We start from the raw sequence: 13,439 nt of genomic DNA on the forward strand, positions 1-13,439 counted from the left end.
AGATAAATAACTAAGCTTCAGGATTCTTGCTTCTAATTTTTTTATACAGTTTTATGCCTAACATTAAAAGGATACCTAAAACGATAATACCTATTACTCCGAAAATCCAGTTAAAAGAACTCTTTAAAATCACCAAGAATACAATGGCGAACAAAATCAACGTAGCACCTTCATTCCATATTCGCATAAATTTAGAAGTATACTGAATATCATCGCGTTGAAACTTCTTGAAAATCTGATGGTTTTTTAAGTGATATAAAATCAATACGACCACGAAACCTAGTTTAACATGCATCCAAGGTTGTGATAACCATCCTGGATAAATGACTAGCAACCAAATAGCAAAGAACACTGCCAATACAGCTGATGGCCATGTAATAATATACCATAAGCGTTTGGTCATCAACTTTAACTGTTTGGAAAGAATCTCTTTTTCAGGTGATGGTTTAGCATTAGCCTCAATATGGTAAATGAATAACCTAGGTATATAAAAAAGCCCTGCAAACCATGTGATGACAAAGATGAGATGCAAGGACTTTATATAATTGTAATATTCTGACATAGGATTATAAAAACAAACTCAAGTTCAAGAAGCAAGTTCAAATGCAGAACTCAATCACTTTTCCCTCTTCTCTTTTCTAGTCTTATAGAAATTCAAAGTTAGTAAAAGTCGATTGAATGTATTTTATAATCTTATTGCTCCAATTCCTGCATCCCACAGGGTTTTATTATAAGCAGGTATTGCCGTATTCTTTAATTGAGTTCCCCTAGCTTTTAGACCCATCCATTGCGCATCTAACTCAGTCTTTCTATCTATACTAGACTTATTCAACCTGGGGATACTGCTATTGGTCTGGTTGATCATGAACAGATATTCAGCCGTAAATTTATTAGGAAAGTTCTCCACATCATCATAAGCTTGGGATTTACGTTGCACCATTTCAGCATCCCAGGCCTTCATATCGGTCAGTAGTTTTTCACCGGCAGTTTTCACCGTTGGATCCGTTACTTTCTTTAAAATCGCAGTCAACTCTTTTTGAGCAGCATATAATTGATTGACCATATTGTGCATTACGGTCAATTCTGCTTCGGCAGCGGTCATAAATACATCGAACTCTTCGTATTGCCCAGGTTTTGTTTCATAGGTAGGCAATTCTTTTATAATACCCGTAGTAGTCACTTTTTGACCATCCACGTTTAACGTAAACGTGTAATTACCAGGAGAAACCTTATGACCTGAAAACCCAGCTTCAATATAGACATCTGGTATTCCTGGCATGATAGGATGTTTCATATCCCAAACAAAACGGTTTAAACCTTCATTTTTACTTAAAACCGGTGCCGGTGGAGCGCCACCACCATTATGAGGCTTGTATGAAGGATTTTTTTCAGAACTAATGGTTCTGATTATTTTTCCTTTAGCATCTGTAATTTCTAAAGTTATAGCCGTACTATCTTTTAATTTTGGAAGCTCATAATACAATACCACCCCATTTGCAGGGTTGATACCTTCAAAAGGATCACTGCCCGTAAATTTTGAAGAATCACCATTTAAAGGACTGCCCCAAGAACCGTTATAAGCTTCTTTTGGCTTCAGCATCTGAAGTCCTTTTTTAGATGGCTGATATTGGCCTAAGGCAATAATATCATCCAAAATCCAAAACGAGCGTCCAGAAGTAGCCACTACTAAATCTCCCTGATGAACTTTTAAATCGGTAATAGGGGTTTTTGGCAAATTCAATTGAAAAGGCTCCCAAGATTTACCTCCGTTCCATGATGCATATATTCCTTTTTCGGTACCTGCATATAACAGGTCTTTCTTAAACTCATCTTCACGAACTACGCGGGTAAATGCGCCGTACGGAATCCCTGAGTTTATTGCCGTCCATGTTTTGCCATAATCGGTTGTTTTATAAAATCCAGGCGTGTAGTCATTAAACTTATACCTTGTGGTAGCAATATAAGCCGTAGCAGGATCATGCGGAGAAACTTCAATCGCATTGATCAAACATTCCTTTAACCCTTTAGGGGTAACGTTCTCCCAAGTTTCGCCACCGTTTTTGGTCAAATGCACCAATCCGTCATCACTTCCGGTCCATATATATCCTTTTTCGTGTGGGGATTCCAAGATATATGCCAAAGTACCGTAATTTTCCGCACCAACAGCTTCATTGGTATACGGACCTCCACCATTTCCTTGTTTTGCATCGATATCACGTGTAAGGTCCGGTGAAATAATATCCCAGGTTTTACCCATGTCCATAGTTTTAAAAACATATTGGGCACCATGGTAAAAAGTTCCAGGTTCATGTACCGAAGCTATAATAGGAGCATTCCAATTGAACAAGTATTTCATATCCCTAGCCTCGCGACCTAAATACTGAATAGGCGCTTGCATAATTTGCGTAGCCGATTTTGACACCATATCCATTACCTCAACAGTACCTAAATATTGACCGCCCATAACATACCTTGGGTTATCTGGGTCAAATGCCAAAAAGGCACTTTCACCACCGGCAGAATCGGTCCAATCCCTTGTTGTAATGCTACCGCTACCTGTAGACAAACTTGCAATTTTTACAGAGGTGTTATCCTGTTGACCACCATAAATATTATACGGAAATAGATTGTCTACACTAATTCTATAAAACTGTGCTGTTGGCATATTGTTCTGTGTAGACCACGTTTTAGCATAATCAAAGGAAACAGATGCGCCACCGTCATCTGCCAATATCATATTTTTAGAGTTATTGGGGTTGATCCACAAATCGTGAGTATCGCCATGTGCAATATCTAGATCCTCCCAGGTTTTTCCACCATCTTCAGATCGTAAAGCAGGAGCACTCAATACATAAACGGTATCTTCATCATTTGGATCAACAAATACCTCTATGTAATACCATGCACGCTGCACCAAACGATTATCGCCACTGACCATACTCCAAGATTCCCCGGCATCATTTGAAACGAACAGACCACCTTTATCCGCATTTGAATCACTTTCAATTAATGCATATACCTTATCGGAATTAGACGGACTAACGGCAATAGCCATTTTCCCTTTTTCCTCAGGTAATCCTTTATGTATTTTTTGCCATGTTTCACCTGCATCGGTAGATTTATAAAGTCCACTACCGGGTCCTCCACTTACCACCATATTCGGTTTACGTTGATGTTCCCACATGGCAGCGTACATAATTTCTGGATAATTGGCATCCATAGACAATTCAGAAGCACCGGTTAAGTTGTTTACGAATAACGTATTTTTCCATGTTTTTCCTCCATCTATAGATTTATAGATTCCACGTTCAACATTGCCTTCAAAAAGAGCTCCTTGTGCGGCAACATAAACAATATCTGGATTTGTAGGATGAATGATAATTCGCGATATATGCTGGGTTTTTTCAAGTCCCATTTTCTTCCATGTTTTACCGGCATCCGTAGATTTAAATACTCCGTCTCCGTAAGATGTCATTACCCCTCGTGGCGCATGTTCACCCATACCAACATATACAATATTAGGGTTAGACGCCGATACCGATACAGCACCAACGGAACCCATTTCAAAATATCCGTCAGAAATATTTTCCCACCGTTGCCCTGCAGATTCGGTTTTCCAAACTCCGCCACCTGTCGTACCCATATAATACGTCATTGGGTCACCAATAACGCCCGTAGCAGTTACCGATCGCCCACCCCTGAACGGACCAATATTTCTAAATTTTAAAGGTTCAAAGTAATCATTGGCAGTTTGTGCAAAAGTTAAGGTCGTTGCCAGTAACGTTACAAAGCAGTATAGTTGTTTTTTCATGTGTGGTAGTTAGGTGGTTGTTTATGATATTCTAAATTGTCCGTTCTAGTGGTTTTTCTTAGAGTAAAGCCTAAAGAAAAATTGTATCGAGAACCATTGGGAACACAAAGGTTTCTCGATACTAATTTTTTCATCCTTCAAAAATTCACTCGAAATGACAGTTTTGAACCTTACTTACTGTCATCAATAAACAAATAGTTCAAGTTCAATTCATTGAAGCCTTTATTAAATTCTTTGAGTTCTGATGATATTACCTCGTTAAAAATTTGAAGTTCTTTATTAATCTTGGCCGTTAGTTCATTCTTTACGGCAATATCTTGTTCAGTTGGTGGAAAGTCGCCTATAGAAACCAAGCTGTTTAAATGACCCAATTTATTGGTCAACTTAATAGGGAAGTTCAAAGGATCTTGTCTACTTCTGTTTTTGGTCTGATACAGCGCCTTCTCTACCTCACCAAGTTTCTCTTTCATCACTTTTGCCTTTTCGATTAAATCCTTGGTTCTAGCGTCATCTTTATACTGCTCCGTAAATGAATTCAGTTGCTTGGTAACATCTCTAATCTTCTTTATAGATTGATGCGCATTTTCAATGGTAGTATTGATATCGGTAATAAAATCGAATTGCTGTTGCATTTCTGCCACTGAACTTTCCGCTCTTGGGTCTGGCAAAATGGTAAACGTTTCGCTACTATTGCTGCCGTTTACGTTCAAATGCACTTTATAATCACCAGGCACTGCTTTTGCCCCGTCAAAACTAGCCCACCAGAAAATCATACCTTCCAATTTGGTGGCTCCTTTACCTCGCGTATCCCAAACAAAAGTGTTACCGCCTTTTTTAAGGTCTAGTTTCTCCTCTTTTTTCTTTGCGATAGAACTATAGTTCGCCAAGGTATCACCTGCCATACTGGTATAGGTCAGCTGAACCGTATCTTTCTCTGAATAATTCTTAAGTAAAAAATGAGTAATTACACCGTTCTCCAAATTCTGTCCTGATGTTTTGGAGGGCTTTTTAGCTGCCATACCCTTAGTTCGGTAAGAATCCTTTGGCTTGAATAATACGGTACTTGCACTTTTCTTAGATTCATCTAACTGATGTAAAACAGTAAGGTCATCAATAATCCATAGACTTCTACCTTGTGTAGCTACTATTAAGTTATCATCTTTGATCGTTAAATCCGTAATTGGCACAATTGGCAAATTCATTTGAAAAGAAGACCAGCTAGCCCCGTCGTTGAACGAAACATACATACCGGTTTCTGTACCGGCATATAACAAACCTTTCTTTTTTGGATCTTCACGAAGCACCCTTGTGAAATGTTCAGCAGGTATACCGTTAGTTATTTTTGACCATGTTTTACCATAGTCCGTTGTTTTATAAAGGTAGGGTTGAAAATCGCCCAGCTTATATCTCGTTGCCGCAACATAGCAGGTACCCTCATCAAAATTAGAAGGTTCAATACTATTGATCATATTCCATTCTGGCATATTCGGCGGAGTAACATTTTCCCATGTTGTCCCGGCATCTTTTGAAACATGTATTAATCCATCATCACTACCTACCCAAAGCAAACCTTCTTTTAAAGGACTCTCGTTTGCCGTAAAAATGGTACAGTAATATTCAACACTGGTATTATCTTGAGTAATAGGACCGCCACTTGAACCTAATTTTGTAGGGTCATTTCTTGTAAGGTCACCACTTATAACTTCCCAGCTTTGGCCTTCGTTTTCCGTTACATGCACATAATTGGAGAAGGTATATAGTTTCTTAGGATTATGTCTACTGAACAGAATAGGAAAATTCCATTGAAAACGGTACTTCATTGCTTCTGCTCCGGCTCCCATAGGATTGTCCGGCCATACATTGACTCCTCTTACAGAACCCGTTTCATGATTTACACGAGTTAGAAATCCGTCATAACTACCACCGTAGACAATATCATCATTGGTTGGGTCTACGGCAATCCATGCAGACTCACCTCCTGCAGTTTCCTCCCAGTTGTTATCATCAATAGTACGACCATCACTTCTATGCTCTATTCGCAAGGTTGAATTATCTTGTTGTGCCACATAAATTCTATACGGGAAAGAATTGTCCGTAGTGACCCTATAAAATTGAGCTGTGGGCTGATTGTAGTAGGTACTCCACGTTTCTCCGCCATCATAGGAAATTTGTGCACCACCATCATCACCAATGATCATACGTTGAGAATTTTCAGGAGAAATCCACAGATCATGGTGATCCCCATGCGGAGCATTGAAGGTATTGAACGTTTTACCACCATCGGTAGACTTATGGTAGTTTACATTCAGCACATAAACAACATCTTCATCTTGAGTATCGGCATACACTCTAGTGTAATACCATGCGCGCTGACGAATTTTACGTTCTTCATTTACAAGAGACCATGTTTTACCTCCATTTTCTGAACGATATAATCCACCTTTATCTTTGTTTTCAACAATTGCCCAAACTTTTTCCGAGTTTTTTGGCGAAACAGCTACTCCTATAATACCTAAAGTATCGGTAGGAAAACCATCATTCTTGGAAATCTCTGTCCAGGTCTCACCACTATCCATACTTTTCCAAAGTGCAGAACCATCGCCACCACTAATTAAACTGTAAGGTGTACGTTGTGCATGCCATGTAGATGCATATAATATTCTTGGGTTGTTAGGATCAAAAGTCAGATCTACCGCACCGGCCTGTTCGTTTACAAAAAGTACCTGTTTCCAATTTTTTCCACCATCGGTACTTTTATATATACCACGGTCTTTTGTTGGTTTATAAATATCACCAAGCACAGCAGCATAAACTGTATTATAATCTGTAGGGTGCACGCGAAGACGAGGTACGTGCCTGCTTTTTTCCAATCCGGCGGTAGCCCATGTTTTACCGCCATCCTCGGTTTTCCATACTCCGTAACCAGAAGATACATTACCTCTTAAGGTTTTTTCACCACCACCAACATAAATGACATTAGGATCGCTTTTTGCAACTTCTACGGCACCAATACTTCCACCAAAATATCCATCGGAAATATTATCCCAAGTACGGCCGCCATCCAGTGTTTTCCATACTCCGCCACCAGCTGCGCCAAAGTAAAACAAATTGGGTTCCCCGGGTACTCCAGTTACTGCTGCAGAACGGCCACCACGAAACGGACCTATTAATCTATAATCTAAACTAGAATATAATTCCTCTGGGTAGGTCGGTAAAGTACTTTGTGATTTGTTTCTTCTTTGAGATAGTACCGATAACGGCAATAGCAAACATGCCAGCAAGAGTATGCCAGCATTGGTAAGGTGCTTTTTCATTTTGATAGTTTGAAGTTAGTCTTCTCTAAAATTAAACAATTAGTTGAGCAAATGTTGATTTTAAGATTTTATTAGCATCTCTAGAACAGGATTATTATCAAAATGAAAATTTACTAGGCATTTACAAATTCAATCTTCAAAAAGAAGGGTAACTATTCCTATTTAAATAATTAAGTACTCCCAGAAAGTAAAAAAATCGGCTCTGTAACATTAACAATAAAATATGCGAACAATTAAAGTATTCTTATATTTAGAGCAACAAACTAACAATTATGAAATTTAGAGCACTATTATTTTCGGCATCGTTAATTGTCATTCTATTCAACGGATTGACAATAAATACGGTTAATGCCCAAACCAATGATTTTCTTTACGGAGACCAATTACCAGATGCACCAGAACTAAGTGCCAAAGGGGAATATAAGGTAGGTGTAAAGACGGTAAACCTTGTTAACCCCAACCAAGTAGATATTTTAAATTCAAAAGAAGGTAACGACCCAACGTATGACAGACCAATTACGATTGAAGTTTGGTATCCTGCCAATGTAGGCGACGATGCTAAAACCGTTGTATATGATGAAGTCATGGGGACTAGGGGAGATTCGTTAAGACCTTTAACTCCATTTACCTTTAAGGGACGCGCATACAAAGATGCCACACCAAAGACCGGAAATAAATTTCCTTTAGTTGTTGTTTCTCACGGTTATGTTGGCTCTAGATACTTAATGACCTATTTAACCGAAAACCTCGCATCTAAAGGGTATATCGTTGCCGCCATAGATCATACCGATTCTACTTTCAAAGACGCCAATGCATTTCAAAGCACATTATTGAATAGACCAAAGGATATTCGTTTTGTTATCAATGAAATGGAAAAAATGGGTGCAAAAGGCTCTAAAAATAATTTAGAAGGTGTAGTAGACGCTAACAATACCGCAATTATAGGGTATTCCATGGGAGGCTACGGCGTATTAAATGTAGGTGGAGCCGGTTATAGCGCTGGTCTGGCACAATTCTTTACAGGAATGACCGGTGGCAGCACTGCAATCTCAGTACATACAGCCGGAAATGCTGATTACGAAAAAATGACCGATACCAGAATTAAGGCAATCGTAGCATTTGCACCATGGGGAATGGAACGTGGTGTTTGGGATGCCGAAGGATTAAAAGGATTAAAAACCCCTACTTTCTTTATTGCCGGCAGCCAAGATGATATCTCTGGTTATGAAAAGGGAATTAAAGCCATATACGAGGGTGCAGTAAATGCCGACCGTTATTTGCTGACCTATATGAATGCAAGACATAATGTAGCCCCTAACCCACCACCAGCAGAAGCTTTGGCACCAGGTCTACATATAGATGAATATTACAGATACGCAGAGCCATCTTGGGATCAGCGCAAAATGAATAATATAAACCAGCATTTTGTAACTGCCTTCATAGGTAAGCATTTAAAAAACCAAGACAACACCAAGTTTTTTGAAGTTCAGGAAGATTCCAACGAAAAAGACTGGACAGGTTTTAAACCTAGGTCATCTACCGGAATGGAATTGTTACATGCACAACCTGCAAACTAACCTAATTTCTCAATTTAGCTGCTTTAGGAACTTCTTCCTTTAGCAGCTTCATATATGTGTTTTGATTGGAAATCAACTCTTTCAATTTCCATACCAATAGAAATATGGCAACCGCAATTAATTGTGATAAGATAAAAATCATATTCGTATTATTTAGCGTTTCTAACGCTACTTACGGAATATGTTTTGTAAGGTTTGATTTACTATTGAATTAAACCAAATTCTTATCAATTTCCTTTTTCAAAAAATACCCTGTAACAATAGTTGCAAGTACATCTGCAATGGGGAAGGAAATCCAAACACCTAGTTCGCCTAGAAAATTTGGTAGGATCAGTATTAAGGGAATAAAGAAGAACCCTTGTCGGCATAAGGTCAATAACAATGCCGGCACAGCTTTACCTATGGCTTGAAAGTATGCCGCACCAATAAGCTGTAAGGCAATAATGGGAGTAGCGGCAAATACCCATCGCATGGCAGAAGGGGTATTCTCCAAAACAAATGCATTGGTTGCCAATTCCAATTCGCTCATATTTGGTTTATGGCTTAAAAAGAGTCCGGCTATTTCAGCAGGAAAAATCATGAGTCCGGCGAAGACAATTGTTGCCAATATTGCCGCATATTTTATAGCTGTGTATATAGATTCTTTTACCCTATCGTACTTTTCAGCACCATAATTAAACCCTGCAATAGGCAAAAAGCCTTGTGTAACACCAAATACCGGAAAAAGGGCGAACATTAACATTCTACCAATAATTGCATATACCGCTACCATTGCCTCACCTCCCAAATCAAAAAGAATATTATTCATCAATAGATAAATTACGCTCACTACAGCCTGTCGAGAAAGGGTCACCATCCCAAGTGAGCTTATTTCCTTGATTATTGAAAACTTGATGCGTACATATTTTGGACTCAGTTTTAATTCTGAATTATGGGACAGAAAAAAATAAACGATGTAAAGAAAACATAGCAAGTAACTTATGGTTGTGGCCCAAGCGGCCCCTTCCATACCGTAATCCATCACGTTAATAAGCAAATAATCCAAAATCAAATTCCCAATTGACGGAATTATCATGGCGATCATGGCAAATTTGGGTTTGCCTTCCGATCGGATCACATTATTGCCCATCATATTAAGACCCAAGAAAGGGACACCATACAGTACAATAACATAATAGATTTTAGCCAACTCAAAAATAGAGCCCTTACCGCCAAATGCAGGGATTAGGGTATCAACAAAAGTAAGCCCTACGGCAACCATTGTTGTGGTGATCAAAATGGTAAATGAAATTTGATTACCAAAAGTACGTAATGCCTTCTCTTTATTTCCTGCACCTAAGGCCCTTGAAATAATACTGGCACCGCCAATACCAATGGCCATACCTAAAGCTCCTATAAAAAAAGAAATGGGTAAAACTACGTTTATAGCTGCAATAGCAATGGACCCTATCCAATTACCAACGAAGATAGAATCTACTAGAACATTGAGTGACATTACCAAAATACCGATACTGGCAGGCAATGCTTGTTTTATAAGCAAACTAGATATTGATTCCGTTCCTAATTGTTCTGCGGAAACGTTTGCCATTGCATTGAGTTTTAACTTTTAATTTTTCATTCTTAGAAGAAATAATAGCGCTACACTACAGTCGACTGATTTTTAACAATGGAATCTGCTATATGATCCCACAAATTAATACGCTCTTTTAATGCCTTTTCAGAACATTCTAATACTTCGTGCCATTTGGCTTCATTATCACCACACAATTCTTGAATCATTTTTAAAGAAAGCGGACCGTGTTCATCCCCATCCAATTCTATATGCCTTCTTAGATAGTATTCTAATTTAGGGTATGCATTATCACCAGCCTGATCTACAATTTTCAAGAACATATCAGGTATTAAATCTTCCCTACCAAAAGTAAATGCAGCTGCAATTTTATGAGGTTCTTGCGTTTGTATCGTTTTAAAAGTAAATGACAAAAATGATTGTACGGCATCATTTAAATTGGCATTACCAATTGTTGCTAAAACCGTATCAAGCGAATCAATTTTACTTAGGAAATCGGTTATTTTACTAGTATCCGCACCTACTTCTACCATAGCATCCAAGTACATTTCATAATGACTTTTTAATGCTCCCAATTCGTTTACGTCTGTTTCTTCTTCTAAAACAATCTCATTAATAAACCGAGCGGTATTTGTATTCTTTACCGGTTTCCACGGTAATGTTGTGCAAGTAAGGTTAATTTGTAATGCTTTCAAGAGCGACATAAAATCCCATACGGCATATACATGGCTTTCCATGAATATTTGGATATCCTCAACAGACTTTAATTTGTTATAAAGGACATGATTTCTTAATTGCTCTCTTAAAGGCTCTAATATAATTTCTATTTCTTCGATTTTCATAGCGGTGATTTTCTTAGAATTATTAAAAATTTATGTGCTTGGAGCAACATCTAACTTATTGGTCTCTTCCCAATCATTGACCCATTTGGCCATGACCTTTACCCAAGCATCATTATCGTTCATACAAGGTATATGTTTGTAGTCAGCTCCACCAGCTTCTAAAAACTGTTCTTTGCCTTCCATAGCTATTTCTTCTAACGTTTCAAGACAATCGCTCACGAAAGCGGGAGTAATAACCGCTAATTTCTTCTTGCCTTCTTTCGCCAATCGTTCAAACTCATAATCGGTATAAGGCTTTAGCCATGGGTCACCCGCCAAACGCGACTGAAAAGAAGTACTCACTTGTTCCTCTTGTAACCCTAAATATTCCTTGACCATTTTGGTTGTGTCATAAACTTGGTGTCTATAACAGGTATTATGAGCTACGGAATTAACATTACAACATGTACCGTCTATTTTACAGTGAAATCTGGTTGGATCGTTCTTACGGATATGACGTTCTGGAATACCGTGGTAAGAGAATAAAACGTGGTCGTAATCAAAGCCTTTCAGCCCGTCTTTTATACTTTCCGATAACACCTTGATAAATTCCGGATGTTTATAGAAAGCAGGCAAGGTAGTTATTTTCATTCCAGGAAATGAAGCTTCTTGCTCTTCAAGTACCTTTACCACTACCGTTTCAAAACTAGACATGGCATAATGAGGGTAAAGTGGTACTAAAAGCACATCGTCCACACCTTTATCCTTTAATTCTTGCATGGCGTTTTTAATGGTCATGGTGCCATAGCGCATACCCAAGGCAACTGGCATTTTGGTCTCTGTCTTTAATTTATTGGTAAATCGTTCAGAGATTACAATTAAAGGAGAACCTTCTTCCCACCAAATTTTAGCATAGGCCTCAGCAGATTTTTTTGGTCTGGTCTGTAAAATAATTCCCCTTACCAAAATTGTTCTTAGCCATTTGGGCGCATCTATTACGCGCTCATCCATTAAAAATTCATCTAAATAAGGCTTAACATCTTTTGGGGTAGGACTATCAGGCGAACCTAAATTAACCAATAAAACTCCTTTCATAGCGTATGTGTTTATTTTTCAAATGCAAAAATAACACTTGAACATAGATGATATTTTAATTTTTGACAATAGTTTTTCTATACTTCTATAAAGCAAACTAATAACAGGCCAATAAATTTTTAGTGTTATTTTGTTTTAGTAAGTTGTAGAGTATAGAGATCTCTAACCCATTTTATATGAATACTTTTTTTGATACGGTACCAAAAAGTGCACTTTACTTCTTTATAGCTTCTACCCTTGGTGTTCTAATTGCCTATTGGGTCATTTCCTTTTTCATCAAAAAATATGGTAAAGACCCTAAATATCTACTACCAAACGGAGCATTCAAAAAAATTAGTAGACCCATTTTCTTGATCATATTCTCGATTTGGTTGCGATCGGAGTCTATACGAACTTTATTACAATTAGAAGAGCATGATTACTGGTTTAAGAAAACAAGTACTATTCTCTTTATTGCATCTTTAACCTGGTTGTTGCTCAATTTATTAAAGATTATAAAAACTGTAATTGTCAGTAACTATGATGTTCACGTAGAAAATAATTTGAAAGCCCGAAAAATCTACACACAGTTCAACATACTGGAACGTATATTTATTTTTACCATCATTATATTGGCCATTGGCGCAGTTCTTATGAGCTTTGAAAGTATACGTGAGCTTGGCGTAAGTATTTTTGCCTCTGCAGGTGTTGCTGGTATTATTATAGGTTTTTCAGCACAAAAAATGATAGGTACCGTTTTGGCAGGTATTCAAATTGCCATTGCGCAACCCATAAAAATTGATGATGTGGTCATTGTAGAAGGTGAATGGGGACGAATTGAGGAAATAACATTGACCTATGTCGTAGTAAAAATTTGGGACAAGCGAAGGTTGATCGTGCCCACTACGTATTTTATTGAAAAACCATTTCAAAACTGGACCAAAACCTCATCTGATATTTTAGGAACCGTTTTTCTTTATACCGACTATACTGTACCTTTTGATGCCTTGCGTGAAGAACTGACCAAGATTTTAAAAAGTACAGATTTATGGGACAAAGAGGTTAATGTACTTCAAGTAACCGATAGCAAACAGAATTGTGTAGAAATAAGAGCCCTTATGAGCGCTAAGGACTCTCCCACTGCTTGGGATCTACGTGTTCATGTTCGTGAAAAGCTCATTACTTTTTTACAGAAAAATTATCCTGAGAGTATAGCCAAGAACAGGGTTTTATTGGAAAAATCTACGGAAGAAAATAACAATTCATAATTTA

At 38.0% G+C, this 13,439-nt stretch carries 9 protein-coding genes; 2 read left to right on the forward strand and 7 right to left on the reverse strand.

Annotated features, from left to right (window positions below; all coding sequences use genetic code 11):
• Positions 1-10: 10 nt before the first annotated feature.
• The 3 genes from CSC80_RS05595 to CSC80_RS05605 all read right to left on the reverse strand — a co-directional run bounded on the left by CSC80_RS05595 (position 11) and on the right by CSC80_RS05605 (position 7,125).
• Positions 11-562, reverse strand: a complete 552-nt coding sequence (locus CSC80_RS05595; protein WP_099190361.1) for a CopD family protein — start codon at positions 560-562, stop codon at positions 11-13.
• A 123-nt stretch (positions 563-685) separates the two neighbouring features.
• On the reverse strand, positions 686-3,811 hold the full coding sequence (locus CSC80_RS05600) for a glycosyl hydrolase (RefSeq protein WP_099190363.1): 3,126 nt from the start codon (positions 3,809-3,811) through the stop codon (positions 686-688).
• A 170-nt stretch (positions 3,812-3,981) separates the two neighbouring features.
• Positions 3,982-7,125, reverse strand: a complete 3,144-nt coding sequence (locus CSC80_RS05605) for a glycosyl hydrolase (protein ID WP_099190365.1) — start codon at positions 7,123-7,125, stop codon at positions 3,982-3,984.
• Positions 7,126-7,397: 272 nt separating this feature from the next.
• On the opposite strand from CSC80_RS05605, the gene CSC80_RS05610 reads away from it, so the two are divergent.
• Positions 7,398-8,702 carry a dienelactone hydrolase gene (locus tag CSC80_RS05610; protein WP_099190367.1) on the forward strand — a complete coding sequence of 435 codons (1,305 nt, stop codon included), beginning with the start codon at positions 7,398-7,400 and terminating at the stop codon, positions 8,700-8,702.
• Position 8,703: 1 nt separating this feature from the next.
• On the opposite strand, the gene CSC80_RS19425 is transcribed toward CSC80_RS05610, so the two are convergent.
• The 4 genes from CSC80_RS19425 to hemH form a co-directional block, all read right to left on the reverse strand.
• Positions 8,704-8,844, reverse strand: coding sequence for a hypothetical protein (locus CSC80_RS19425; protein WP_156894553.1), 141 nt, complete (start codon positions 8,842-8,844; stop codon positions 8,704-8,706).
• A 69-nt stretch (positions 8,845-8,913) separates the two neighbouring features.
• Positions 8,914-10,290 (reverse strand): MATE family efflux transporter, encoded by a 1,377-nt coding sequence (locus CSC80_RS05615; protein ID WP_099190369.1) that lies wholly within the window; start codon positions 10,288-10,290, stop codon positions 8,914-8,916.
• Between the two features lie 50 nt (positions 10,291-10,340).
• Positions 10,341-11,114, reverse strand: coding sequence for a DUF3050 domain-containing protein (locus CSC80_RS05620; RefSeq protein ID WP_099190371.1), 774 nt, complete (start codon positions 11,112-11,114; stop codon positions 10,341-10,343).
• A 30-nt stretch (positions 11,115-11,144) separates the two neighbouring features.
• On the reverse strand, positions 11,145-12,188 hold the full coding sequence (gene hemH / locus CSC80_RS05625) for a ferrochelatase (protein WP_099190373.1): 1,044 nt from the start codon (positions 12,186-12,188) through the stop codon (positions 11,145-11,147).
• Positions 12,189-12,364: 176 nt separating this feature from the next.
• Between hemH and CSC80_RS05630 the strand changes: the two genes are divergently transcribed.
• Positions 12,365-13,435, forward strand: coding sequence for a mechanosensitive ion channel domain-containing protein (locus tag CSC80_RS05630; protein WP_099190375.1), 1,071 nt, complete (start codon positions 12,365-12,367; stop codon positions 13,433-13,435).
• The last annotated feature ends 4 nt before the right edge of the window (positions 13,436-13,439 follow it).

Source organism: Maribacter sp. 6B07 (assembly GCF_002700155.1).
GTDB classification, from domain to species: domain Bacteria; phylum Bacteroidota; class Bacteroidia; order Flavobacteriales; family Flavobacteriaceae; genus Maribacter; species Maribacter dokdonensis.